Here is a 24,000-nt window from a genome sequence, read left to right as displayed (position 1 = left end):
ATCCTCCGACCAAAAAATGATTCTTGAACACGCCGACATCCGCATCGACCCCTCAAACTCCGCGGAGTTTGAAGCCGCCATCGCACGCGGTGCCAGCACCGTGATCGGCAAGGCCAAGGGCTTCAAGGGGTACCAGGTGCAGCGCAGCATCGAGAGCCCGGGCCGTTACCTGCTGCTGATCCAGTGGGAGACGCTGGAGAACCACACCGTGGATTTCCGCGGCTCGGCCGCCTTCGCCGAATGGCGCGCCATCGTCGGCCCGTTCTTCGCACAGCCACCGGTGGTGGAGCACCTGGAGTTGGTGGCGCGGGGCTGAGAAGGTGTGAGCGCACCCGCTCCGGCAGTGGGCGGTTCAGTGCAGCGTTTGGCGAAGCACCACCATTTCTCCGGCGCACGTGCCCGAGTCCAGAGATGCCGTGGAACCGGCTCCGCCGGGCCACAGGCATCGCCCCCTGGGGGGTGACGCCGCAGGCGGCGCGAGGGGGTTACTTTTTCCTCATCAGCGTCGACTTGCCGAACAGGCTTTCGATCAGGTCCACAGCCACCTCCGCGGTGCGGTTGCGCACATCGAGCGCCGGGTTGAGCTCCATCACGTCGAGCGAGGCCAGCCGCCCGGTGTCCGCGATCATCTCCATGCACAGCTGCGCTTCGCGGTAGGTCGGGCCGCCGCGCACCGTGGTGCCCACGCCGGGGGCGATCTCCGGGTCGAGAAAATCGACGTCGAAGCTCACGTGCAGATGGGTGTCGGCGTCCACGCCGAGCAGCGCCTGTTCCATGGTGTGGCGCATGCCCATCTCGTCGATGTAGCGCATGTCGAACACCTCCAGCCCCGCCTGGTGCACCAGGCGCTTCTCGCCCGCGTCCACGCTGCGGATGCCGATCTGGCGCACCATGCCGGCCTCGATGGCGGGCGTGTGGCCGCCGATACCGGTGAGCTGCGCCGGCCCCAGGCCGCACAGCAGGGCCACCGGCATGCCGTGGATGTTGCCGCTGGGCGTGAGCTCGGCGGTGTTGAAGTCGGCATGTGCGTCCAGCCACAACACGCGCAGCTTCTGGCCCGTGGCGCGGCAGTGGCGCGCCACCGCGCTGATCGAACCCAGGCCCAGGCAGTGGTCGCCGCCGAGCACGATGGGCAGGTGGCCCGATGCGAGTTCGGCGTGCACCGCGTCGTGCAGGGTCTGGTTCCAGGTGGTCACCGCGTCGAGGTGGCGGTAACCGGCGCTGGGTGGCAACCAGGGATTGGCCGGGCCGACCAGGTTGCCCCGGTCCAGCACCTGCAGGCCCTGGCCCTCCAGCACCGTGGCCAGCCCGGCGACGCGCAGCGCCTCGGGACCCATGGACGCCCCGCGGGCACCCGCGCCGATGTCGGTCGGCACGCCGATCAGGCTGATGTGGTTGTGCATCGCTGGATTGTCAGCCAGATGGCTGCGTGGCGCAGCGGTTGTTGCATGCAGCAGGGCCGCGCCATGTGGACGACAATCGTCCGCTCACCCACCGCTTCACACCCTCCGCGACGCAACGCGGTGTGTTCTTCCTCTTCTTCATGCCCGACGTTTCTTCTCCCATCTGGCCACTCTGCGGCCATGACCGACTGGCCCGCAACCCTCTCGGCAGGCTGAGCCCGACCGACGCCTACTGGCGGCTCTGGCTGGAGCGGCCCGAGCTGGCGCTGGTGGAAGAATCCTGCGCCGCCGAACGGGCGCTGCACGCCTCGTTGATGGACACGCCCACACGCGCCGTGGCGCCGGCCGAACTGGCGGCGTTTGAAGACGACGACGCGCGCACCAACCACCGGCTGTTCCTCGGTTTTCGAGACGCGGTGATCGCCGCCGGCTCGCTGGAAGCGGCCTACGCCGGTTTCTTCAAGGCCGGCGCGATCCAGATCCCGCCGCTGTTCCTGGACCTGGTGGTGCAAGCCCTGGTGTGTGAGCTGCTGGACGGTGAGACCGACGCCTGGCAGTGGCGTGCGGCCGAGCTGCTGTTCCGCCGCCAGCGCGTCAGCGTGCAGGAGGGCCGTGTGCTCAGCGGCGACAGCGAGGTGCTGGACCTGCTCAACGAGACTGGTGGCCTGGGCGAGATCGGGCGCGTGCTCCTGCAGGGTGGTGCGGCGCTGCCCGAAACCACCGTCGAGGTGCTGGGCGCCGACAACACCGGGCGTTATCTGCGCAGCCGCACCGGCCAGGGCCGCTTTCATTTCGTGCTGGACCTCACCCATGAAATCCAGAACGAACTGCCGCACGGGCTCACGCTCACCATGACCCGCGCGCAGTCGGGCCTGAAGGCCCTGGCGGCCGTGCTGGAGAAGTGGGTGCGGCACTTCCATGGCGTGGAGGTGAAGATCCAGCCCGAGTCGCGGGTGGAAGATGCATCTTGGCGCTGGCACCTGGGCCTGGACGTGGAATCGAGCGCGCTGCTCAACGACCTGTATGTGGGCAACGAGGTCGACGCCGAACGCCAGCGCCGGCTCATCAGCCTGTTCCGCCTGAGCTTCACCAACCCGCTGGACATGCGTGCCGACGTGCGCGGCAAGCCGGTTTACCTGGGCCTGGCGATGTCGGCCGAGGGCCTGCTCAAACTGAAGCCGCAGAACCTGTTGCTGAACCTGCCGCTCGCCAAACCTGAGTAGCACCCCCTTGCGCCGCTGACGCGGCTTCCCCCTCTGTTGCGCGCCTTCGGCGCTTCGAGGGGGGACGGCAGCTTGGGCCGGCAGAGCCGGACCCGTGCTGCCCCTGGTCTCGGCTACTTCATGCGTTGCGGGTCGCGCTCCGGTGAGGTGACACCGATACGGCTCCTTGTCGCCTTCACATGTTGCGGCGGTACTGCCCGCCCACCTCGAACAGCGCGCTGGTGATCTGGCCGAGCGAGCACACGCGCACCGCGTCCATCAGCACCTCGAACACGTTGCCGTTTTCAATCACCGCCTGCCGCAGGCGTTGCAGCATGGCGGGTGCTTCGGCCGCGTGGCGGGCGTGGAAGTCGGCCAGGCGCTGCAGCTGGTTCTGCTTCTCCTCGTCGGTCGAACGCGCCAGTTCCAGCGTCTCGGGCGTCGGGTCACCGTGCGGGTTGCGGAAGGTGTTCACGCCGACGATGGGGTATTCACCCGTGTGCTTGAGCATCTCGTAGTGCATGGACTCGTCCTGGATCTTGCCGCGCTGGTAGCCGGTCTCCATCGCGCCCAGCACACCGCCGCGCTCGGCGATCTTCTCGAACTCCTGCAGCACCGCTTCTTCCACCAGCTCGGTGAGTTCGTCGATGATGAAGGCACCCTGGTTGGGGTTCTCGTTCTTCGCCAGACCCCACTCGCGGTTGATGATGAGCTGGATCGCCATCGCGCGGCGCACCGAGTCTTCGGTGGGCGTGGTGATGGCCTCGTCGAACGCGTTGGTGTGCAGGCTGTTGCAGTTGTCGTAGATCGCAATCAGCGCCTGCAGCGTGGTGCGGATGTCGTTGAACTGGATCTCCTGCGCGTGCAGTGAGCGGCCGCTGGTCTGCACGTGGTACTTCAGCTTCTGGCTGCGCTCGTTCGCGCCATACCGGTCGCGCAGCGCCACCGCCCAGATGCGGCGCGCCACACGGCCGAGCACGGTGTACTCGGGGTCCATGCCGTTGCTGAAGAAGAAGCTCAGGTTGGGCGCGAAGTCGTCGATGTGCATGCCGCGCGCCAGATACGCTTCCACGAAGGTGAAACCGTTGGACAGCGTGAACGCGAGCTGGCTGATCGGGTTCGCGCCGGCTTCGGCAATGTGGTAACCCGAGATCGACACCGAGTAGAAGTTGCGCACGTCGTGGTGCACGAAGTACTGCGCGATGTCGCCCATCACCTTCAGGCTGAACTCGGTGCTGAAGATGCAGGTGTTCTGGCCCTGGTCTTCCTTCAGGATGTCGGCCTGCACCGTGCCGCGCACATTGGCCAGCACCCATTCGCGGATCTTGGCGGCCTCGGTGTCGGTGGGCTCGCGGCCGTTCTCGGCCTTGAACTTGTCCAGGTTCTGGTCAATGGCCGTGTTCATGAACATCGCCAGGATGCTCGGCGCCGGGCCGTTGATGGTCATGGAGACCGAGGTGGCCGGGTGGCAGAGATCGAAGCCGCCGTAGAGCACCTTCATGTCCTCCAGCGTGGCGATGCTCACGCCCGAGTTGCCCACCTTGCCGTAGATGTCGGGGCGCGGGTCGGGGTCGTTGCCGTAGAGCGTGACCGAATCGAAGGCGGTGGACAGGCGCTTGGCCGGCATGCCTTCGGACAGCAGCTTGAAGCGGCGGTTGGTGCGGAAGGCGTCACCTTCGCCCGCGAACATGCGGGTGGGGTCTTCGCCCTCGCGTTTGAAGGCGAAGGTGCCGGCGGTGTAGGGGAAGCTGCCGGGCACGTTGTCCAGCATCAGCCACTTCAGGATTTCGCCATGGTCCTCGTACTTCGGCAGCGCCACCTTGCGGATGACGGTGCCCGAGAGGCTTTGGGTGGTGAGCGCGGTGCGGATTTCCTTGTCGCGGATCTTCACCACGTACTCGTCGCCCGCATAGGCCTTCTGCATGTCGGGCCACTGGGTGAGCAGCTTGCGCGCGGCCGGGTCCTGGTCGAGTTCGCGCACCTGGGCGAGGTCGATCACGGCTTCGGCGGCGCGTGCGCGCTCGGGTTTTTCCACCCGCAGCATGCGCGCGCTCTCGGTGAGCTGCTGGATCTCGCGCGCCAGGCGCGCCTGTTCGATGGCCTTCTGCTTGTAGCCGCGCACGGTGTCGCTGATTTCGGCCAGGTAACGCGTGCGCGCCGCCGGCACGATGGGGGTCTGGTTGGTGCTGTGCCGCACCTTCACGGTGGGCAGGCGGCCCTCCTGCAGTGGCAGGCCGAGTTCACCGAGCTTGAGCTTGAGGGCCTGGTACAGCGCGGTCACGCCGTCGTCGTTGAAGCGCGCGGCCATGGTGCCGAACACCGGCATCTGGTCGGGCGGCGTGCTCCAGGCTTCCTGGTTGCGCTGCACCTGCTTGGCGACGTCGCGCAAGGCATCGAGCGCGCCCTTGCGGTCGAACTTGTTGATGGCGACGAAGGCGGCGAAGTCCAGCATGTCGATTTTTTCGAGCTGGCTGGCGGCGCCGAACTCGGGCGTCATCACGTACATCGGCACATCGACGTGCGGCACGATGGCCGCGTCGCCCTGGCCGATGCCGGAGGTCTCGACCACGATGAGGTCAAAGCCGGCGCACTTGCAGGCCGCGATCACGTCGGGCAGGGCGGCGCTGATCTCGCTGCCGAAATCGCGCGTGGCCAGGCTGCGCATGTAGACGCGTTGTCCCTGGCTCCACGGCGAGATCGCGTTCATGCGGATGCGGTCGCCCAGCAGCGCGCCACCGCTCTTGCGGCGCGAGGGGTCGATGGAGATCACGGCCACGCGGAGGCGGTCGTCCTGGTCCAGCCGCAGGCGGCGGATGAGTTCGTCGGTGAGTGACGACTTGCCCGCACCGCCAGTGCCGGTGATGCCGAGCACCGGCACCTTCGTCGCCTTGGCTTTTTCACGCAGGGCGCTGACGACGGCCGCATCGGCACTGCCGTTCTCCAGCACGGTGATGAGCTGCGCCAGCGCGCGCCAGGCCATGTCGTCCTGCCCTTCGATGGCAGGCAGCGCCATGGGCGCGTAGGGGCTCAGGTCCTTGTCGCAGCGCATCACCATCTCGCCGATCATGCCGGCCAGGCCCATCTTCTGACCGTCTTCCGGGCTGTAGATGCGCGTCACGCCATAGTCCTGCAGCTCGCGGATTTCGGCCGGCACGATCACGCCGCCGCCACCGCCGAACACCTGGATGTGTTCGCCGCCGCGCTGCTTGAGCAGGTCCACCATGTACTTGAAGTACTCCACATGGCCGCCCTGGTAAGAGCTGATGGCGATGCCCTGCGCGTCTTCCTGCAACGCCGCGGTGACGACCTCGTCCACCGAGCGGTTGTGGCCCAGGTGGATCACCTCGGCGCCCATGCCTTGCAGGATGCGCCGCATGATGTTGATGGCCGCGTCGTGGCCATCGAACAGGCTGGCGGCGGTGACGAAACGCACCTTGTGCGTGGGGCGGTAGTTGGCCAGGGCCTGGAATTCGGCGGCGAGGTTGCTCATGGTGTCTTGTCTCTCTGTCTTTGTCTGTTCATCTGCCGCGGCGGCGGCGCCTATTCGATGCGCAGTCCGCTGAGTTCGGGCTTGGGCGGCGGGTAACGCAGCTCCAGTGCCTTGAGGGTATCGCGCACGATGCTGGCGATCATCAGGTTGCGGTGGGTCTTGGAGTCGGCGGGCACGACGTTCCAGGGCGCCCAGGGTGTGCTGGTTTCGACGAGCAGCGCCTCGTAGGCGCGCTGGTAGTCGGCCCATTGTTTGCGCGCGTCGATGTCGCCGAGGCTGAATTTCCAGTGTTTGTGCGGGTCGTCAATGCGCTCCTGCAGGCGCTTGCGCTGCTCCTCGTTGCCGATGTGCAGCATGAACTTGAGGATGACGGTGCCGGTCTCAGCCAGCAGGCGCTCGAAGTCGTTGATGTGGGCGTAACGCTGGGCCGTCTGCGCCGGCGTGATCCAGTGGTTGACCACCGGCACCAGCACGTCTTCGTAGTGGCTGCGGTTGAACACCATGGTTTCGCCCGCGCCCGGCATCTGCTGGTGGATGCGCCAGAGGTAGTCGTGGTCGCGCTCGACTTCGGTCGGCGCCTTCCAGCCCACGGTGTGCACACCCAGCGGGCTGGTGCGCGAGAACACGCCGCGCACGGTGCCGTCCTTGCCGGCGGTGTCGGTGCCTTGCAGCACCACCAGCAGCTTGAAGCGGCGGTCGGCGTAGAACAGGTCCTGCAGGCCGTCGAGTTCTTCGGCGATGGCCTGCACCATGGCCTGGTCAACCTGCTTGTCGCCGTTGGAAAAGGGCTTGTCGCCCGGCTTGAGTTTCTTGAGCGAGACCTTGCTGTCGGCCGCCGGGTCGATCTGCCAGTCGCGCCAGGCGCTGCCCTTGGGCGCGCGCAGCGCGGCCTGCGGGAACGGCAGGGGGGTGTCGGTGGGGCGGGGCATCGGGGGGTCTCCGGCGGGGGCGTTGATGGCATGCTGCACGCATCCCATCAGTTGACGTTTACGTAAACGTCATATTAACCCGATTCGCCAAAAAAAAGGGGCGCCGAAGCGCCCCTTTGAACGAACCCGGTCGGGTGGTCACTTGTAGAGCAACTGCGGCAGCCACAAGCCGATCTGCGGGAAGGTGTAGAGGATCACGATCGCCAGGATCTGGATGCCCATGAACGGCAGCATGCCCAGGAAGATCTGGTTCAGCGTGACGTGCGGCGGCGCCACCCCCTTCAGGTAGAACGCGGCCATGGCCACCGGCGGGCTCAGGAACGCGGTCTGCAGGTTCAGCGCGACCAGCAGGCCGAAGAACAGCGGATCGACGTCGAAGTGGCTCAGCAGCGGAATGAAGATCGGCATGAAGATCACGATGATCTCGGTCCATTCCAGCGGCCAGCCCAGCAGGAAGATGATGATCTGGGTCATCACCAGGAACTCGATCTTGGTGAGGTTCATGCCCAGCACCCATTCCTCCACCAGCGCCTGGCCGCCCAGCAGGGCGAAGGCGGCGGAGAAGATCGCAGAGCCCACGAACAGCCAGCACACCATGGCCGAGGTTTTGGCCGTGAGGTAGACCGATTCCTTGAGCACCGAAATGTTGAGCCGGCGGTAGGCCGCCGCCAGCAACATGCCGCCCAGCGCTCCCATGGCCGCCGCCTCGGTGGGCGTGGCCAGGCCGAGCACGATCGAGCCCAGCACGGCCAGGATCAGCAGCATCAGCGGGAAGAACGAGGCCAGCAGCATCTTGAAGATTTCAAGCCGCGCGAAGCTCAGGAACAGGTAGAACAGCGTGACCAGTGCGCCAGAGATGGCGAAGAACACCCACCACCAGGTCGGGGCGGGCTGGGTCGTCGCGGCCGCCGTGGCGTCACCATCCACTGCCGCGGCTTCGGCCGCCGCTGCCGGTTCGCCGCTGGCCGCGGCGGGTTCGGCTTCCGCACCGGGGGGCGCTTGCAGGCTGCCGGCTTCTGCCGGTTCATCGGGATCGGCTGGCGGCTCGGCCAGGCCACCCGATTCGGAGGGCGGCTCGGCCAAACCACCTTCGGACGGCGGCTCCGCCAGGCCACCACTGCTGGAAGCGCTGGAGCGCGAGGCACCGATTTCCTCGATGTCGTAGACCGCCTCCACCTTCACCGTGGTCACGGCCTGGTAGCTCGGGATCATGATGGCCGCAAAGATCAGCGCCGGCAGCGCCGCCATGCCGATCTGCTTGAGCAGGTGCGACAGCGGCACATCGGCGTTGCGGCGGCCCTTGAGCAGGCGCAGCACAGCGTGCGAGGTGGGGTCGTTGGTCAGGCGTTCCGTCAGCGGCGGCAGCTTGACCCGGCGCTCTTCGGCGCTCAGCGGCGGCGCCCATTGCGGCTTGAGCTTGGCCACCAGGATCACATACAGGATGTACAGCGTGGCGAGCATCAGGCCCGGGAAGAACGCACCTGCATAGAGCTGCACCACCGACACGCCGGCGGTGGCGCCGTAGACGATCAGCAGCACCGACGGGGGCAGCAGGATGCCCAGGCAGCCGCCGGCCGTGATCGAACCCGCCGCCAGTGGCACGCTGTAACCAGCGCGCAGCATGGCCGGCAGGGCGAGCAGGCCCATCAGCGTCACCACGGCACCGACGATGCCGGTGGCGGTGGCGAAGATCGTGCAGGTCACCAGCGTGGCCACGGCCAGTGCGCCGGGCAGGCGCGCCAGCGCCAGGTGCATGCTCTTGAAGAGCGATTCGATCAGGTTGGCGCGTTCGACCAGGTAGCCCATGAAGACGAACAGCGGCACGGCGATCAGCACGTCGTTGGCCATGGTCTTGTAGGCCGACTGCACCATCAGGTCGAGCGTGCGTGTGACGTCCCGGTCGTAGGCCATCCAGGTGAACACCATGCCCATGCCCATGAGCGTGAACGCGGTGGGAAAGCCCAGCATGATGGCCACGACCACCAGCGACAGCATCAGCAGGCCGAGGTGGCCCTGGGTGATGGTTTCGGCGCGCAACAGCACCGTGCCTGCGAGGATCACGACCAGGGCCATGAAGCTCAGGCCGAACCAGAGTTCCTTGCGCAACTTCATTTGTTTTTCTCCTGAGCGATCACGACGGCGTCGAGCGCAGCGATGTCTTCGTCTTTCACGTGGACCATCTCCTTGAGTTTCTCAACGTCCACTTCCTGCACGTCGTCTTCGCGCGCCGGCCAGGCGCCGGTCTGGATGCACTGCACGCAGCGCACGATCTCCACCACGCCCTGCAGCAACAGTGTGATGCCGGCCAGCGGAATCACGTACTTGAAGGGGTAGAGCGGCAGCGGGTCGGCGGAGAAAGTCTGTTCGCGGATGGCGAGCGATTCGCCCGCGTAGATCCAGCCGGCCCAGGTCAGCGCGATGATGCCGGGCAGGAAGAACACGATGTAGAGCACCAGGTCCACCGTGGCCTGGGTGCGCGGCTGGAAGAAGCCGTACAACACGTCACCGCGGACGTGCCCGTTCTTCGACAGTGTGTAGGCGCCGGCTGTCATGAACAGCGTGCCGTACAACATGATCTGGGCGTCCAGCACCCAGGCGTGCGGGTTGTTCAGGGCGTAACGCGAAAAAACTTCCCAGCTGATCAGCAGCGTGAGCAGCAGCGCACACCAAGCGAACAGCTTGCCGATGAAGGTCGACAGGCGATCGACCTTCCACAGGATGGATTGCATCGAAATTCCTCAGCCGGCGCTGGAAAAAGGGCAAAAAAAGAGGGGCATCGCGCCAGCGATATGCCCCTCTTTCAGTGTGCCGTGATCAGCTCTTCTTGCCGAAGTAATGGTTGTACGCCATCTTGTAGTCGACGGTGTAGTCGTTGTGCCATTGGCCGGCGCGTTGGGCAAACGCCTTTTGCGAGTCCAGCACCTTCTTGAACAGCGGGTTCTCGGCGGACTTCTTGGCAATGGTCTTGTCCCAGGAAGCCAGTTGCTGGCGCAAGATCGGATCGGGCGTCTTGTAGAAACGCACGCCTTCCTTCTTCAGTTCCTGGTAGTCCTGCGAGTTGCGGTCGATGGCCTTCCAGCTCATGTCGGCGCTGCCCGCTTCGGCCGCGTACTCGATGATGGACTTGAGCTCGGCAGGCAGGGCGTTGAGCTTGCTCTTGTTGAACAGGATCTCGAACTGCTCGTTGCACTGGTGGAAGCTCTGCAGCATGCAGTTCTTGGCCACGTCGGCGAAGCCCAGCACGCGGTCGCTGGAGGCGTTGTTGAACTCGGCCGCGTCGATCAGGCCACGGTCCAGTGCGGGCACGATCTCACCACCCGGCAGCGGGTTGACGGCCACGCCCATGTCGGTGAACACGTCCACCGCCAGGCCCACAGTGCGGAACTTCAGGCCCTTCATGTCCGCCACCTTGGACACCGGCTTCTTGAACCAGCCCAGCGGCTGCGTCGGCATGGGGCCGTACAGGTAGGAAGACACGTCGAGGTTCAGGCTCTTGTAGATCTCTTCCATCAGCGCCTTGCCGCCGCCGTACTTGTGCCAGGCCAGGACCATGTTGGCGTCCATGCCATAACCGGGGCCCGAACCCCACAGCGCCAGGGCAGAGTTCTTGCCGTACCAGTACGCCACCACACCGTGGCCGCCATCCAGCGTGCCCTTGGCCACCGCGTCGAGCAACTGGAAAGCCGGCACGACCGAACCCGCGGGCAGCACTTCGATCTTCAGGCGGTTGCCCGCCATGTCGTTGACCTTCTTGGCGAAATCTTGTGCGTACTCGTGGAAGATGTCCTTGGCAGGCCAGGTGCTTTGGAAGCGCAGGGTGGTGGTCTGTGCCGTGGCCACCATGGGCACGGACATCGCACCGGCCGCAACGGCGGCGCCCTTGAGCATGCCTCGGCGCGAAGTGACGGTCTTCTTCTCGGTCATCTGTTGTCTCCAGTCGGGGTTGGTGAGGAAACGATGATGCGCCCAACATACCGCTACTGCGCGCAGGGTTTTCACCGACCAGTGAATACCGACCTGCGTGCAAACCCTTGCTTTTGAGGGGTAACGCACCCTAAAAGCGCGTGAAAATATCTTCAGACCAGCATGAAAATTTGTTTGGCACAGCTCGATCATGATGAGCATGTTCCCTGTGCCTCAGGTGCCGCCCCTTGAAAGCTTCACGATGAAACCGATCCAGTTGTTTGACCCCGCCTCCAGCACCTACACCTATGTGCTGTTCGACCAGAGCAGCCGCGAGGCCGTGATCATCGACCCGGTCGATGAGCAGATCGAACGCGATCTCGCTACCCTGCGCGAGTACGGCTTGAAGCTGGTCTGGACGGTGGAGACCCACGTGCACGCCGACCACATCACCAGCGCCGGCCGCCTGGCCGAACTGGCGGGCGCGAGGACCGCAGCGCCGGCCGGGTGTGGCATCGGCACCGCCGGCGTGCAACTGCAAAACGGCGACACGCTGCGCTTTGGCGACGAGGTGCTCAAGGCCTACGACACGCCCGGGCACACCGCCGGCAGCATGAGCTACGTCTGGCGCGACCACGTGTTCACCGGCGACGCGCTGCTCATCAACGGCTGCGGCCGCACCGACTTCCAGTCGGGCAGTGCCGAGGCGCTGTACCGCAGCATCACCCAGGTGTTGTTTGCGCTGCCGGACGACACCACCGTCTGGCCCGCACACGACTACAAGGGCCGCCATTCGTCCAGCATCGGCCGTGAGAAGGCCAGCAATGCGCGCATCGCAGGCAAGACCGAGGCCGAGTTCGTGGCCTTGATGGAATCGCTGGACCTGCCCAGGCCGCGCCGCATGGACGAAGCCGTGCCGGCCAACCGCAGCTCGGGCCTGCAGCACGATGCCGACGCCGTGCTGGAGACGCGGCCGCAGCCCCCGGCGGGCGACAAGAAGGGCAGCTACGCCGGTGACGTGGTGCCCGAGCTGGCCTGGCGCTGGCTGCAGTCGGGTGAGGCGGTGATGGTGGACGTGCGCACCGACGCCGAGCGCGAGTGGGTCGGCTTCGTGCCCGGCGCGCTGCCGGTGGCCTGGAAACAGTGGCCCGGCATGGCGATGAACCCGGACTTCGACGAGCAGCTGCGCGCCGCAGCGGGCGACAAGAAGCTGGTGCTGCTGTGCCGCAGCGGCGTGCGGTCGGTGGCCGCGGCCCAGCGCGCGACCACGCTGGGCCTGGAGGCTTACAACATCCTGGAAGGCTTCGAGGGCGATCCGGATGCCGACGCCCACCGCGGCGCAAAAGGCGGCTGGCGCTACCGCGGCATGCCATGGCGGCAGAACTGATGGGGTCAGGAATCGTGTCTGATGCGACAAGATGTCGCCGCTTATCGGCTCAGAGCCACAAAACTTGAGCAAAAAGCCTGACTACCCCTGTCAATCCTGACAGGGCATTGTGCGGTTTGTCACGAATTTCTTTTTTGATGGGGTTTTTCAATCCGCAAAGGTGAAACCCCATGGAAACGCTGGAACGTGCTCAAGGCATCGTTTACAAGAACCCGCCGCTGGCGGCGACCCTCGTTCAGCGCATCGAACGTGACTTCAAGCCGCGCTGGGAAGGACCCTGGGGCGGCAAGTTCGTGTTGCACGGTTCGCAGCCCGGCCCCAACGCCGTGCGCCTGGACGGCAACGACTACCTGAGCGTCACCGGCCACCCTGAGATCGTGGCGGCCCAGGTCGCGGCGCTCACCAAGGGCAGCGAGTTCGTGGTGCAGTCCGGCGTGTTCCTGCTGCAGCAGCACCCCACGCGCGCGCTCGAGATGGCGCTGGCCGAGTGGGTCGGCAAGGACGATGCCTTTCTCTGCCAGTCTGGCTATTCGGCCAACGTCGGCCTGCTGCAGTCGATTGCGGACGCCGACACGCCGGTGTACCTGGACACCCAGGCCCACGCCTCGCTCTGGGAGGGTGCCCACGCCGCGCGCGCGCCGGCCTTTGCCTTCCGCCACAACGACCCGGCCCACCTCGACAAGATGATGGCCAAGAACGGCCCGGGCGTGGTGGTGGTGGATTCGGTCTACAGCACCACCGGTTCGGTGTGCCCGCTGGAGGCCATGATCGAAGTGGTTGAAAAACACGGCAGCATGATCCTGGTCGACGAGTCCCACTCGCTGGGCACGCACGGTGCGAGCGGTGCCGGCCTGTGCGCCGAACTCGGGCTGACCGACCGGGTGCACTTCATCTCCGCCAGCCTGGCCAAGTCGGTAGCGGGCCGCGCCGGTTTCTTCACCGCGCCGGCCAGCATGCGCTACTACATCCTGAGCTCGAGCTTTCCCAACATCTTCAGCTCCTGCCTGCTGCCGCACGAAGTGGCGGGTTTGAAAGCCACGGTGGAGGTGTTGCAGAAGGCCGATGCCGAGCGCGCCCGCCTCAAGGCCATCACGCACCGGGTGCGTGACACGCTCACCGGTCTGGGCTATCCGCTGCACCACGGCACCGAGCAGATCATCGCCCTGGAGGCCGGCACCGAACCCGACACCATGCGCCTGCGCGACGAGCTGGAAACGCGCGGTGTGTTCGGGGCCATCTTCTGCGCCCCGGCCACCAGCAGCAAACGTGCGCTGGTGCGTCTGACGCTGAATGCCTCGCTGACCGAGGCCGAGCTGGAGCACCTGGAATCGGTGGCGCGCGAGATCGCACCGATCGTCAAACCCTGGGATTGGCCTTGCGCGCGCCGTGCCCGCGCGCAGGCGGGTGCGCTGGAGGCCTGAGCCCCAACGCTCAGTTGTCCTGCACCTTGCGCCCGCCCTGCGCTTCGAGGAAGTGCCGGTAGGCGTAAATCGGCTGCGGCAGGTCCGCGGGGTGCAGGGTGAAGAGTGCGCCTGAGAGGATGCCCTCTTCGCCCACCGCGAAGGCAGGCGCGGTGCGCACCGGGCCACGCAGGCCCATCTGCTGGTGCAGCTCCACCGCGGCCAGGCGCTGGCCGGCCTGCACCGCGCGCACCGCATCGAAGCCCAGCCCGGCCGAGCCGGCCAGTTCGGCCAGGTCGGGCAGGCTGGCCGTGGGTTCGAGCTGCAGCCAGTGGCAGTTGCCCATGGAGTCCAGGCCGATCAGGCCGAAGGGCTCGCCCAGCACCACGTATTCCACCCAGTGCTGCTCGGTGTAGGTGCGCAGCGCCTGCGCCACCGACGGGATCTGCAGCATGGACTGTTGCGCCGGCCGCAGCGCGGCGCGCCACAGGGTGTTGAGCCGCGGGTGCGGCGTCTGCGCGAGCTTGCGCAGCACACCCAGCAAGTGGCGCGTGATGTCGGTGGTCTGCTTGGGCACGAACTGGTCGATCAGGCCGTTGTTGAAGGCCTGGATCGCGATCTGCTCGTCGGCCTGGCCGGTGAGCAGCACGCGCGCACCGGGCCAGTCGAGCAGGGTGTTGAGCACCTTGAGGCCGTCGGTGCCCGGCATGGCGTAGTCGACCACGCAGATCTGGGCCAGCTCGTAGCGCGAGGCGTTGACGGCCCAGTAGCGCAGCACCTGCGGCAGCAGCGGCTGGCCCTGGCGCCAGTGTTCGATCATCTGCAGCTGCACCATGGCGTCGGCCTCCCAGCGTGCCGGTTCCCGTGCCATGCGTGCGGCAAACCCCGAGGGCCGCGAGTACAGCTCGACCTGCCAGTGCGCAGGTATCACCATGCCCAGCATTTCAAGGTAATCCGTGTCGTCGTCGAGGAACAGGACGCCGCCGGGGCGGTGGAAGAGGGGGATTGTCAGTGCCATCGTGGGGTCAGGCTGGTGTGGCCACCTGTGTGGGTACCGTGGGGGTGATGGGCAGATCGATCATGAAAACCGCACCGAGCCCGGGCTGCGAGTGCACGCTCAGGCGACCGTTGGCGCTTTCAACCACGTTCTTGCAGAACGTCAGGCCCAGGCCATTGCCGGCACCGGTCTGCGTGGAGAAGAAGGGCTCGAAGATGCGCTGCTGCTGTTCCAGTGTGATGCCGATGCCGTCGTCCGACACCGCGATGCGGCCCTTGCCATGGTGCATGCCCACGTCCAGCCGCAGGTCACCCGGGCTGGGTGCGGTGCTGGCGGCGGCGAGTGCGTGCAGGGCATTCTTCACCAGGTTGGTCAGCACCTGGGCGAACAGCGGGCGCGAGGCCGTGAAGAAGAAATCGTTCTGGATGTGGATCTGCACGCAGTCGCGCTCGCGCGAGGAGCGAAACGGGTACTGGTTGATCACCTCCTGCACCAGCTCGGCAGCCGTGATCAGCGACTGCTCGCGCGGCAGCCGCATCAGTTGTGCGTTGGAGATCTGGGTGTCGATCTGGCGGTTCATGCTGCGGACCAGGTTTTGCAGCCGTGTGGCGAGCTCCTCGAGCTTTTTGCGCTTGGCTTCCGGCACATCATGCTGCACCAGGTTGCGCAACACATCCCCCATCAGGTTCACCGTGGCCAGTGGCGTGCGCAGTTCGTGCGCCATCACCCCCATGGTGCTCAGCGTGTTGAGCAGGCGGGCGCGGCGCAGGTTGGCGCCCGAGAAGCCCAGCATCAGGCCCATGGTCCAGGAAAAGCCGATCACCACCGTGTTGGCCAGCGGGTCGGTGAAGCCGTGCGGGCTGCCGGAGAGTTCGGCGGTGGCCCAGCCCGCCAGGCCGCCGGTGATCAGGCCCAGGGTGGCGAGCCGCCAGTCGGTGGCGTGGTAATAGATCAGGATCATCATCGCCACGCTGCCGAGCCAGACCGCGTTGCCACCGTTCATCCAGTACATCCAGGTGAAGAACCAGGGCAGCTGGATCCAGGTCGCCAGGCTGAACATGCGCGCGCTCTCGGTGGACGACGGATCGCGCGAGACGCGAGGCAGCACATAGATCAGGGCGAGCAGCGCCATCACCAGACGTACCCACGGATTCTCGTAGGGCTGCGGGATGAGATGGCCCCAGATCCCGTAGATGACAAGGTGCCCGACGAAGGTGAAGGCGCCGATCCACAGTAGCCGATACCGAGAAGGGTGCAAAATAGCCTCCACGGGGGCACGGACGACTTCGTCCAGCAACCACCGCCACAGGCGGGCCTTGGCGCTGACCATCCACAACCGGTCCAAAGACAAAATGCACTCCTTCGATCGTCAAACACCCCCAGCGCGTGCTCCCTTTACTGATCCTGCAGGCATTGTGTATGCAACAGCCTGTTTCAAACCATGACCCTGCCTGTCAACTTTGACAGTGTGGGCCTGGACGGCATTCTGGCCGATTGGGTCCTGGCACTGCGCGACCAAGGTGTGGAAGCCGTGCTGGTGCTCGGGCCGAACCCCCTTGGCGGGCGCGACCAGCGTGAGGTTCTTGCGGTCCACCCACCCCGTTTGCTTGGCCCGGCCGAGGCGCTCGCGGAGAGCCGCGACTTCGGTGCCGGCTGGCGCGACAGCGACGCACCGTTGGTGGCATGGCAGGACATTTCCAAATCCTCGTTCGAACAATCGAGCCGCTGGCGCCGCCTCTGGCTCGCCCACGGGTACCAGACCCTGGTGCGCGTGGCCTTCAGCCTGCCGGCGGGTCGCGCGTTCGAGTGTTTCATGTTCAGCCCACGCGCGTTTGCCGACCGCTCCGAAGCCGCCGTGCTGGCATGGTCGGCGTTCAACGTCTGGCCGATGCTCCGGCGCACGATTGCCGAGCAGCGGGTCGGTCTGAGCCCGCGTGAACTCGAAAGCCTGAACCTCGCATTTGAAGGCCTGACCGCGCGCGAAACCGCGGCGCGCATGGACTGCTCCGAACGCACCGTGAACTACCACCTGGCCAACGCCATGTCCAAGCTGCAGACCGACAACAAGCTGGCCGCCGTGCAGCGCGCCTGCTGGATCGGCCTGATCTGACGCCGCCTGCCAGACGCGCCATGCTGCGCTGCTGCCATTGAACCTGGACCGCTTCTTCATAATCCGCGCATGACATTCCTGGCCCTGGACGTAGGAAACACCCGGCTGAAATGGGCCTTGTACGACGCGCCGTGCGTCGGTGCTCGCCTGCTGGCGAGCGGCGCCCAGTTCCTGGAAAACATCGAAACCCTGGAAGACGGTGACTGGGCCCGGTTGTCCGCACCCAACTGGGTGCTGGGCTGCGTGGTCGCGGGTGACGCGGTCAAGCGGCGGGTCGAGGAGCAGCTCGAAATCTGGGACGTGACACCGCGCTGGGTCGTCTCCAGCGTGGCCGAAGCGGGGCTGTCCAACGGCTACGACCACCCGGCGCGGCTCGGCTCGGACCGCTGGGTCGCCATGATCGGCGCGCGCCAGCGCCTGCTCGCACAAGGCCGCGCACGGCCTTGCGTGGTGGTGATGGTGGGCACGGCGGTCACGGTCGAGGCCATCGACACCGACGGCCGCTTTCTCGGCGGCATCATCTTGCCGGGTCACGGCATCATGCTGCGCGCGCTCGAATCGGGCACCGCCGGCCTGCACGTGCCGACCGGCGAGGTGCGCGACTTTCCTACCAACACCAGCGACGCGCTCACCAGCGGCGGCACGTTTGCGATTGCCGGCGCGGTGCAGCGCATGGTGGAGAACCTGCGCCACCAGTGCGGCGAAGAGCCGGTGGTGTTCATGACCGGCGGCGCGGGCTGGAAGATGGCGCCCAGCATGTCGACCGAAGTCGAGTTGGTCGAGAGCCTGATCTTCGACGGCCTGCTGGAGATCGCCGACCGCCGCCTGGCGCTGGCCTGACCCCCGCGCCGCCTGCGGCGTCACCTCCCAGCGTGCCCTGGACAAAGCACCTCGCGCGAAGGCGCTGCCCGCCAATCAGGCTTTCGCTTCGCCCCAGGGCAGCATCAGCGTGACGGTGAGCAGGCGCGCGAACTCGGGTTCGAACTGGTCGATGATGCGCTGCGGGTCCGGGCACAGCGTGCTGTCGGCAATCACGCCGAACTGCACGCCGCCGCCGTAGCTCAGGATCGACACGCCCAGGCCCACCGTGCCGGTCTGCGGCACCCAGAACATGGTCTGCTCCAGCGTCGAACCACACACCTGCAGCTTCTGCGCCGGCCCGGGCACATTGGTCATCACTGCCGTGGTCTTGCGGCCGAACAGGCTGAGCATGGCGTCCTGCGCCGGTTTGATCAGCAGGCCGGCCACCGACAGCAGGCCGAAGGTGAGCAGCGGCTGCAGGCTGCCTTTCAGGCTGCTCATGCGCGTGCGCACCGCGAACACGCGCTCAACCGGGTTGTCCAGCCCGATCGGCAGCACCAGCGGCACCAGGCCGAAGCGGTTGCCGAGTTTCCAGGCGTCTTCCATCGGCCGCAGGTTGATCGGCACCATGGCTCGGATCTCCTGGCCCTCGGTGTCGTCGCCCAGCTCGCGCAGGTAGGCGCCGATGGCACCCGCCACGCAACCCAGCAGCACGTCGTTGACCGAGCAGTTGAGCGCCTTGCCGATGGCCTTCACCTCGTCCAGCGGAATCGGCTCGCACCAGGCCACGCGTTTGGTGTGTCCGGGCTGGCCTTTGAGGCGGGTTGCCGAATCGTCGGGCATCAGCGCCAGCGCCGCGAGGTCGCTGGCCAGTTGGCCGCCCATGCGCGCCAGGTCGGCGGCCTGGCCCAGGGTTTCGCTCAGGCCGTGCTGGGGCGAAGCGATCAACGAGAGCGAGCGAGCGGCGCTGCCGCCAGCGGCTTCCAGCGCCTTGGCCGCGATGTCGCCGAACGGCCGGATCAGGCTGTCGGCCAGCCAGTCCTCCGCGCCTTCCCGGCCGGCCTTGGCAGACTTGCGGCCCTTGCGCTGCGGCGGCGCGCCGCCACCGTCCACCAGGCTCATCATCACGCTGATCAGCGCGATGCCATCGGCAATGCAGTGGTGGATGCGCGCGATCAGCGCCGAGCCGCCGCCGTATTGCTCGATCAGCTCGAAGCGCCAGAGCGGGTGCTCCGGGTCCAGCGGCTGCATGGCGAGTTCGCCCACGCGCGCCTGCAGCGCGTCCTGCTCGCTCTGGCCGGCGGTGCGCTGCAGGGTGTGGGTGGCGATGTGCCGGTCGAGCTGGAAGTCCGGGTCGGTGGACCAGTGCGCGCCGGCCGCATCCTCGCGCGGCACCTGCAGAAAACGCGGGTAACGCAGCAGGCGCTCCTGCACACGTTCGCTCAGCGCCGCGGGTGTGATGCCCGGGCGCAGGATCCAGACGCCCACGATCATCATCAGGTTGGACGCCGAGTCCATGCGCAGCCAGGCGGTATCGACCTTGCTCATGCGCTCGCCGCCCTGCACGCCCAGGGTGCTGGTGAGTGCCCGCGCCACCGAGTTGCCGGCGCCGAGCGCGCGCGCCACCACCGGCGAGGGCTTGGGGCGGCGGGGTGCGGCGGGTGTGGCAGGGCCGCCGGTGCGGGCCGCAACGCGTTGAACCATGGATGCTCCTCGGGTGCGCAAACCGCCGGGCCTGGAAGGCGGCCGGTGTCGCTTGTCTTGGGGTTGTGACCCTATTGTGCAGAGCACGCCAACCGTAAGATAGCGGGACTCCCCTAAGCCCGACGAACGCGGGCCGGGCATCCGATTCTTATTCTTCAGGAGCATGCTTTCATGGCCGATCTCAAGTCCCGTTTCGACGCCGCGGTGGCGAATTCCAAGAACCTCAGCGAGCGCCCCGACAACGCCACCCTGCTCAAGATCTACGGCCTGTACAAGCAGGCCACCGCCGGCGACAACACCGAGAAGAAACCCGGCTTCAGCGACATGGTGGGCCGCGCCAAGTGGGACGCCTGGAACGGTTTCAAGGGCACGGGCAACGACGACGCGATGCAGCAGTACATCGACCTGATCGAAAGCCTGAGCTGAACTCCCGCCCACCCTCGCCACACCTTTGGTGAGGGGGCACCAGGCGGCCCGGCAAAGCCGGTACCGCGGGTGCCTTGTGGGAAAAGCAGCGAAGCCGGCTCAGCCGGCTTTTTTCTTTTTCGCCGCCGGGGCGGCGGCCTTGGCGGCCGCGGTTTTGCTGGCCGGCTTTTTGGCCGCCAGCAGGGTGTCGAGGTTCTTCACGATCTCGCTCTCGATGCGCTCCTTGAAGGCGCCGAGCAGGAAACCCAGGCGGGCGTCGAGTTCAAACTGCTGGGCCGACACCTTGAGCGTGCCGTTCACGCCCGAGCGGGTGAACTGCACCTCGTCGCCATCGTCACCCTCTTCGTAGGTGCAGCTCATGTCGAACTCGTTCTCGGCCTGCTCGGCCCAGCGCCAGGCCAGCTTGCGGGCGCCGGCCAGGCCGAGGGTGTGCTTGCGTTCGATGTGGATGTCTGCTGCCATGGCGTACCTCGGTGGGGTTTCAGGGCCGGCTGCGCTCGCCGGGGATGGTTTGTGTGACGGTGATGCTGGCGCGTGGTGCCAGTGCCCGCAGCCGGGCCCAGCGTTCTTCTTTCGGCAGGGCGGCCAGTGCACGCACCGCATCATAGAAGCGAGTGAAGCTGCGGCCCTCGCGCTCGAACAGCGCGTCGAACGCCGGCACCAGTTCGTCGTAGGCCGCCTGGGCGGCGAAGCTGGCGTTGCTGGCCTGGGCCACGAAGGGGTCGTAGCCGGCAAAACCGCCCCAGCCGTTTTTCAGCCCCTGGTACTGGTGCCGGAAGTCGGCCATCAGTTCGGCCTTGCGGGCGCGCTTGGTGGCATCGTCCAGCGCGGGGTCCTGGTAGACGGCTTGCAGGCGCTGGCGCACCGACAGCGTGAGGGTGCGGAAGTCGCGCCGGCGCTGGTCGAAACGTGCGTAGTCGGCGCGTGCCGCCTCACTGGCCTGGCTCGCCAGCCAGCGCGCGCCACCCAGGCGCTCGACCGTGGTGGCGAAGGATTCGTTGAACACCGTGTCGCCCGAGGCGTAGACCACCTGGTGTGACAGTTCGTGGAACAGCAGGCGCGCCAGTTCACCCTCGGGGTAGGCAATGAAGGTGTTGAGCAGCGGGTCGCCGCCGGCCCAGTTCATCCAGCCCAGCGTGGAGTAGGCCGGCACCGGGTACACCGAGACTTCCAGCGCCGGATCGAGGCTGTTGGCGAAGGCGCGCGCGTCGGCCTCGCTGAAGTAGCCGCGGTAACCGACACAACCCGCAACCGGGAAACACCAGTTGTGCAGGGTGAGCGAGAGCTCGGGCGCGGCCACCACGTTGTAGATGGCGGCGCGGCGCTGCAGGTCGGCATAACGGTGGTAACTGGCGTTGTCGGGCAGGCCCAGTTCGGTGACGGCGAAGGCGCGCATGCGCTGCGCCAGCTCCAGCCGGTCCTTCAATGTGGCCGGCGTCTGCGCATCGGCCAGCCAGGCATCGATCGGGCGCGCCGCCTGCATCAGCCGCAGGTGGCCGGTGACCGACTGCCAGTAGTACCCCACGCCGGTGGTGGTGCTGCAGCCCGAAGCGGCCAGCAACACCGCCGCCCACACAAAACCCTGCAGACCCAGCCTCATCGCACGAGATCCACAGCGCATAGAGCTGACTCAATCCAGAGACACCGAGGGTCCGGCTGCGCCGGCCCCAGGTGTCGCCCCCCTCAGGGGGGAGGCGCCGGAGGCGACGCAGGGGGTGCTCTCCACCTCCACCAGGCAGTCGTAAAACACCGGCCCCCTGCCGATGTCGGTCAGGCGCTGGCTGGTGAGTTCGTTGACGTTGGTGCCGGCCGGCCCGAGCTTGCGCCACCAGATGCCCAGGCCGTTGACCACGCCGGGGCGCGCGCGTTGGCTCACGCGGGCCTTGCAGTGGTACTCGCCACGCTCGTTGAAGATGCGCACCATCTGGCCGCTGCCGATGCCACGCGCGGCGGCGTCGTCGGCGTGGATTTCCAGCAGCGGCTCACCTTCGATGTCGCGCAGGCTGGTGACGTTGACGAAGCTGGAGTTGAGGAAGTTGCGCGCCGGCGGCGAGATCATGGCCAGCGGGAAACGCGTTGAACTGCCGATGGCCTCGAAGTTCGGCAGGTACTCGGGCAGGCCGTCCATGCCCTGCGCCGCCAGCCACGCGCTGTAGAACTCGCAGCGCCCCGAGGCGGTGGGGAAGTTGCCGTGGGCAAACGGCGCCTCCGGCACGGGCAGGGTGGCAAAGCCCTGGTCCAGCAGTTGCTGGAAGTCCACCCGATTACCGAAGGCGCTGCGGCACAGCGTGAGGTCGTCGTCCTGGAAGCAGGGGTCGTCAAAGCGCATCTTCGCGGCCAGGGCGCGGAAGATGTCGGTGTTGCTGCGTGCCAGGCCCACCGGTGCGATGGCCGGGCGGTTGAGCAGCACGTCGGTGTGGCCGTAGCTGGCGTGGATGTCCCAGTGCTCCAGCTGCGTGGTGGCCGGCAGGATGTAGTCGGCGTGGTCGGCGGTGTCGGTCTGGAAGTGTTCCAGCACCACGGTGAACAGGTCTTCCCGCAGGAAGCCCTGCACCACCTTGGCCGATTCGGGCGCCACCGCCACCGGGTTGCAGTTGTAGACGATCACCGCCTCCACCTTCGGGCCGAAGGTGCTTGAGCTCTCGCGCAGCAGGTCGTCGCCGATGGTGCTCATGTTGAGCGTGCGCGTGCGCCGCCCGGCCAGCAGGTCGGGCCGCTGCAGGGCGGCGCGGTCCACCGGGAAATGGCCCGAGGCCGACAGCAGCACGCCACCGGCGGGTTCGCGCCAGGCGCCCACCAGCGCCGGCAGGCAGGCGATGGCGCGCACCGCGTTGCCGCCACCGCGCACACGCTGCACGCCGTAGTTGACGCGGATCGCGGCCGGCTTGGTGGTGCCGTAGGCGCGCGCAAGGTCGATGATCTGCTGCGCCGGCACGCCACACACCTCGGCGGCGCGCTCGGGCGGCCACTGCAGGGCGCGCTCGCGCAGGCCCTCCCAGCCCAGCGTGTGCTGCTCGATGTAGTCGTGGTCCAGCCAGTCGTGGGTGATCAGCTGGTGCATCAGCGCAAAAACCAGCGCGGTGTCGGTGCCGGGGCGCAGCGCGATGTGTTCGTGGCACTTGTCGGCGGTTTCGGTGCGGCGCGGGTCGATGCAGACCAGCCGCGCCCCGTCGCGTTTGGCCTGCTGCGCGACGCGCCAGAAGTGCAGGTTGCTGCCGATGGAGTTGCTGCCCCAGATCAGGATCAGCTTCGAGTGCGCGAAGTGCTCGACCTTCATGCCGACCCGGCTGCCCAGCGTGTGCACCAGGGCTTCACCGCCGGCGGTTGAGCAGATGGTGCGGTCCAGCAGCGAGGCGCCGAGCCGGTGGAAAAAACGCCCGGCCATGGCCTCGCTCTGCACCAGGCCCATGGTGCCGGCGTAGCTGTAGGGCAGGATGGCCTGCGGGTCGCGCGCGGCAATGGCCTGCAGGCGCGATGCAATGTCGCTCAGCGCCTCGTCCCAGCCCACCGGCTCGAAGCGCCCGCTGCCCTTGGGGCCCGAACGCCTGAGCGGGGTGAGCAGGCGCTCGGCGTGGTAACTGCGCTCGGCATACCGCGAGACCTTGGTGCACAGCGCGCCGTCGGTGTGGTGGTGCGCCGGGTTGCCCTGCACGCGCACGGCCACGCCGTTGTCAACGGTGGTGATCAGGGCGCAGGTGTCGGGGCAGTCGTGCGGGCAGGCGCCGCGCACCTGCAGCGGGGCGGTGGGGCTGGGCGCGTGCGCGGAAACGTCGGCGATGGGGGTGGTCATGGGGCACCTGTCGTGGCGGGCCAGGGTCTGGAACACATCCGGCGCCGAATGCCGTCCATGATATGCGCGCCCAGGCGCCGCGCGGCATGCCAGCCCGCATCGGGTGGATGGGGCAGGGGGGTATTCCCGCCGGGTGCGCTCGGGTGTCGCCCGCGCTCGCGTCGAGGGGTCGGGGCTTGGGTACCATGGGCCTTTTGAACCGGTGCCCGCCTGCGGCACCCTGAGGGCCCCTCCCCATGAAGCTCATCGACTCCATCCTCACCCAGGCGGCCGGCATCGCCAGCGTGCGGCGCGACATCCACGCCCACCCCGAACTCTGTTTTGAAGAAGTGCGCACCGCCGACCTGGTGGCCGCCAAACTCACCGAGTGGGGCATTCCGGTGCACCGCGGCCTCGGCACGACCGGTGTGGTCGGCATCGTGCACGGGCGCGACGGTGGCGCCAGCGGGCGCGCCATC

General features: G+C 67.0%; 19 protein-coding genes and 2 pseudogenes. 9 read left to right on the top strand and 12 right to left on the bottom strand.

All coding sequences use genetic code 11. From position 1 onward, the window contains the following. Positions 1 to 16 precede the first annotated feature (16 nt). A complete protein-coding gene (locus tag HPA01S_RS05645) occupies positions 17 to 316 on the top strand; it encodes an antibiotic biosynthesis monooxygenase family protein (protein ID WP_066267704.1) in 300 nt (99 codons plus the stop codon). A 169-nt stretch (positions 317 to 485) separates the two neighbouring features. Here HPA01S_RS05645 and rocF read toward each other — a convergent pair whose 3' ends face one another. Further along, positions 486 to 1,403, bottom strand: coding sequence for an arginase (rocF, locus tag HPA01S_RS05640; protein WP_066267702.1), 918 nt, complete (start codon positions 1,401 to 1,403; stop codon positions 486 to 488). Positions 1,404 to 1,468: 65 nt separating this feature from the next. On the opposite strand from rocF, the gene HPA01S_RS05635 reads away from it, so the two are divergent. Beyond that, positions 1,469 to 2,626, top strand: a complete 1,158-nt coding sequence (locus HPA01S_RS05635) for a DUF6352 family protein (RefSeq protein WP_245638582.1) — start codon at positions 1,469 to 1,471, stop codon at positions 2,624 to 2,626. Between the two features lie 175 nt (positions 2,627 to 2,801). Here HPA01S_RS05635 and icmF read toward each other — a convergent pair whose 3' ends face one another. The 5 genes from icmF to HPA01S_RS05610 all read right to left on the bottom strand — a co-directional run bounded on the left by icmF (position 2,802) and on the right by HPA01S_RS05610 (position 10,948). After that, positions 2,802 to 6,095 carry a fused isobutyryl-CoA mutase/GTPase IcmF gene (gene icmF, locus HPA01S_RS05630; protein ID WP_066267701.1) on the bottom strand — a complete coding sequence of 1,098 codons (3,294 nt, stop codon included), beginning with the start codon at positions 6,093 to 6,095 and terminating at the stop codon, positions 2,802 to 2,804. A gap of 50 nt (positions 6,096 to 6,145) precedes the next feature. Further along, the gene (locus tag HPA01S_RS05625; RefSeq protein WP_066267699.1) at positions 6,146 to 7,024 is read right to left on the bottom strand and encodes a PPK2 family polyphosphate kinase; all 879 of its coding nucleotides are present in this window, start codon (positions 7,022 to 7,024) and stop codon (positions 6,146 to 6,148) included. 138 nt (positions 7,025 to 7,162) lie between these two features. Next, positions 7,163 to 9,136: a TRAP transporter large permease gene (locus tag HPA01S_RS05620; protein WP_066267698.1), complete on the bottom strand. Its 1,974-nt coding sequence runs from the start codon at positions 9,134 to 9,136 to the stop codon at positions 7,163 to 7,165. Then, complete coding sequence (locus tag HPA01S_RS05615; protein WP_066267697.1) at positions 9,133 to 9,753, bottom strand: TRAP transporter small permease subunit; 621 nt, start codon at positions 9,751 to 9,753, stop codon at positions 9,133 to 9,135. Before HPA01S_RS05615 ends, HPA01S_RS05620 begins: the two co-directional genes overlap by 4 nt. A gap of 85 nt (positions 9,754 to 9,838) precedes the next feature. Continuing rightward, entirely contained in the window at positions 9,839 to 10,948 is a 1,110-nt protein-coding gene (locus tag HPA01S_RS05610; RefSeq protein WP_066267696.1) for a TRAP transporter substrate-binding protein, read from the bottom strand. Between the two features lie 190 nt (positions 10,949 to 11,138). On the opposite strand from HPA01S_RS05610, the pseudogene HPA01S_RS23525 reads away from it, so the two are divergent. The 3 genes and pseudogenes from HPA01S_RS23525 to cqsA form a co-directional block, all read left to right on the top strand. Next, positions 11,139 to 11,690 (top strand): annotated as a pseudogene (locus HPA01S_RS23525) (MBL fold metallo-hydrolase); the annotation flags it as partial. A gap of 195 nt (positions 11,691 to 11,885) precedes the next feature. Then, positions 11,886 to 12,314 carry a rhodanese-like domain-containing protein gene (locus HPA01S_RS23520; RefSeq protein ID WP_245638585.1) on the top strand — a complete coding sequence of 143 codons (429 nt, stop codon included), beginning with the start codon at positions 11,886 to 11,888 and terminating at the stop codon, positions 12,312 to 12,314. A gap of 170 nt (positions 12,315 to 12,484) precedes the next feature. Next, positions 12,485 to 13,735, top strand: coding sequence for an alpha-hydroxyketone-type quorum-sensing autoinducer synthase (gene cqsA, locus HPA01S_RS05600; RefSeq protein ID WP_066267694.1), 1,251 nt, complete (start codon positions 12,485 to 12,487; stop codon positions 13,733 to 13,735). A gap of 10 nt (positions 13,736 to 13,745) precedes the next feature. Here cqsA and HPA01S_RS05595 read toward each other — a convergent pair whose 3' ends face one another. Both HPA01S_RS05595 and HPA01S_RS05590 read right to left on the bottom strand, forming a co-directional pair. Further along, the gene (locus HPA01S_RS05595; RefSeq protein ID WP_066267692.1) at positions 13,746 to 14,732 is read right to left on the bottom strand and encodes a response regulator; all 987 of its coding nucleotides are present in this window, start codon (positions 14,730 to 14,732) and stop codon (positions 13,746 to 13,748) included. 7 nt (positions 14,733 to 14,739) lie between these two features. Then, positions 14,740 to 15,969, bottom strand: a complete 1,230-nt coding sequence (locus HPA01S_RS05590) for a sensor histidine kinase (RefSeq protein ID WP_245638581.1) — start codon at positions 15,967 to 15,969, stop codon at positions 14,740 to 14,742. 183 nt (positions 15,970 to 16,152) lie between these two features. Here HPA01S_RS05590 and HPA01S_RS05585 point away from each other — a divergent pair, with 183 nt between their 5' ends. Both HPA01S_RS05585 and HPA01S_RS05580 read left to right on the top strand, forming a co-directional pair. Beyond that, the gene (locus HPA01S_RS05585) at positions 16,153 to 16,821 is read left to right on the top strand and encodes a helix-turn-helix transcriptional regulator (protein WP_066267686.1); all 669 of its coding nucleotides are present in this window, start codon (positions 16,153 to 16,155) and stop codon (positions 16,819 to 16,821) included. A 69-nt stretch (positions 16,822 to 16,890) separates the two neighbouring features. Beyond that, positions 16,891 to 17,661: a type III pantothenate kinase gene (locus HPA01S_RS05580; RefSeq protein ID WP_066267685.1), complete on the top strand. Its 771-nt coding sequence runs from the start codon at positions 16,891 to 16,893 to the stop codon at positions 17,659 to 17,661. A gap of 75 nt (positions 17,662 to 17,736) precedes the next feature. Here the strand turns inward: HPA01S_RS05580 and HPA01S_RS05575 are convergent, their stop codons facing one another. Further along, positions 17,737 to 19,170 carry a wax ester/triacylglycerol synthase family O-acyltransferase gene (locus tag HPA01S_RS05575; protein ID WP_066267957.1) on the bottom strand — a complete coding sequence of 478 codons (1,434 nt, stop codon included), beginning with the start codon at positions 19,168 to 19,170 and terminating at the stop codon, positions 17,737 to 17,739. 327 nt (positions 19,171 to 19,497) lie between these two features. On the opposite strand from HPA01S_RS05575, the gene HPA01S_RS05570 reads away from it, so the two are divergent. Continuing rightward, positions 19,498 to 19,752: an acyl-CoA-binding protein gene (locus HPA01S_RS05570; RefSeq protein ID WP_066267683.1), complete on the top strand. Its 255-nt coding sequence runs from the start codon at positions 19,498 to 19,500 to the stop codon at positions 19,750 to 19,752. Between the two features lie 99 nt (positions 19,753 to 19,851). Here the strand turns inward: HPA01S_RS05570 and HPA01S_RS05565 are convergent, their stop codons facing one another. Genes HPA01S_RS05565 through HPA01S_RS05555 form a run of 3 tightly spaced genes read right to left on the bottom strand, consistent with a single transcriptional unit; the run spans position 19,852 to position 23,542 of the window. Continuing rightward, positions 19,852 to 20,214 (bottom strand): polyhydroxyalkanoic acid system family protein, encoded by a 363-nt coding sequence (locus HPA01S_RS05565; RefSeq protein ID WP_066267681.1) that lies wholly within the window; start codon positions 20,212 to 20,214, stop codon positions 19,852 to 19,854. A 19-nt stretch (positions 20,215 to 20,233) separates the two neighbouring features. Then, a complete protein-coding gene (locus HPA01S_RS05560; protein ID WP_066267679.1) occupies positions 20,234 to 21,352 on the bottom strand; it encodes an aminopeptidase in 1,119 nt (372 codons plus the stop codon). Between the two features lie 30 nt (positions 21,353 to 21,382). Next, complete coding sequence (locus HPA01S_RS05555) at positions 21,383 to 23,542, bottom strand: molybdopterin-containing oxidoreductase family protein (protein WP_066267678.1); 2,160 nt, start codon at positions 23,540 to 23,542, stop codon at positions 21,383 to 21,385. Between the two features lie 236 nt (positions 23,543 to 23,778). On the opposite strand from HPA01S_RS05555, the pseudogene HPA01S_RS05550 reads away from it, so the two are divergent. Beyond that, positions 23,779 to 24,000 (top strand): annotated as a pseudogene (locus HPA01S_RS05550) (amidohydrolase); the annotation flags it as partial.

The organism is Hydrogenophaga palleronii NBRC 102513, assembly GCF_001571225.1.
GTDB classification, from domain to species: Bacteria; Pseudomonadota; Gammaproteobacteria; order Burkholderiales; family Burkholderiaceae_C; genus Hydrogenophaga; species Hydrogenophaga palleronii.
The sequence above is the reverse complement of the archived record's forward strand: the minus strand, read 5'-3'. Positions and strand labels throughout refer to the sequence as shown.

Bases quoted from the DNA above. Each gene is read 5' to 3' on its own strand.
- HPA01S_RS05645 (WP_066267704.1), top strand. From the start codon at position 17: ATGATTCTTGAACACGCCGACATCCGCATCGACCCCTCAAACTCCGCG.
- rocF (WP_066267702.1), bottom strand. From the start codon at position 1,403: ATGCACAACCACATCAGCCTGATCGGCGTGCCGACCGACATCGGCGCG.
- icmF (WP_066267701.1), bottom strand. From the start codon at position 6,095: ATGAGCAACCTCGCCGCCGAATTCCAGGCCCTGGCCAACTACCGCCCC.
- HPA01S_RS05625 (WP_066267699.1), bottom strand. From the start codon at position 7,024: ATGCCCCGCCCCACCGACACCCCCCTGCCGTTCCCGCAGGCCGCGCTG.
- HPA01S_RS05620 (WP_066267698.1), bottom strand. From the start codon at position 9,136: ATGAAGTTGCGCAAGGAACTCTGGTTCGGCCTGAGCTTCATGGCCCTG.
- HPA01S_RS05615 (WP_066267697.1), bottom strand. From the start codon at position 9,753: ATGCAATCCATCCTGTGGAAGGTCGATCGCCTGTCGACCTTCATCGGC.
- HPA01S_RS05610 (WP_066267696.1), bottom strand. From the start codon at position 10,948: ATGACCGAGAAGAAGACCGTCACTTCGCGCCGAGGCATGCTCAAGGGC.
- cqsA (WP_066267694.1), top strand. From the start codon at position 12,485: ATGGAAACGCTGGAACGTGCTCAAGGCATCGTTTACAAGAACCCGCCG.
- HPA01S_RS05595 (WP_066267692.1), bottom strand. From the start codon at position 14,732: ATGGCACTGACAATCCCCCTCTTCCACCGCCCCGGCGGCGTCCTGTTC.
- HPA01S_RS05585 (WP_066267686.1), top strand. From the start codon at position 16,153: ATGACCCTGCCTGTCAACTTTGACAGTGTGGGCCTGGACGGCATTCTG.
- HPA01S_RS05580 (WP_066267685.1), top strand. From the start codon at position 16,891: ATGACATTCCTGGCCCTGGACGTAGGAAACACCCGGCTGAAATGGGCC.
- HPA01S_RS05575 (WP_066267957.1), bottom strand. From the start codon at position 19,170: ATGAGCAAGGTCGATACCGCCTGGCTGCGCATGGACTCGGCGTCCAAC.
- HPA01S_RS05570 (WP_066267683.1), top strand. From the start codon at position 19,498: ATGGCCGATCTCAAGTCCCGTTTCGACGCCGCGGTGGCGAATTCCAAG.
- HPA01S_RS05565 (WP_066267681.1), bottom strand. From the start codon at position 20,214: ATGGCAGCAGACATCCACATCGAACGCAAGCACACCCTCGGCCTGGCC.
- HPA01S_RS05560 (WP_066267679.1), bottom strand. From the start codon at position 21,352: ATGAGGCTGGGTCTGCAGGGTTTTGTGTGGGCGGCGGTGTTGCTGGCC.
- HPA01S_RS05555 (WP_066267678.1), bottom strand. From the start codon at position 23,542: ATGACCACCCCCATCGCCGACGTTTCCGCGCACGCGCCCAGCCCCACC.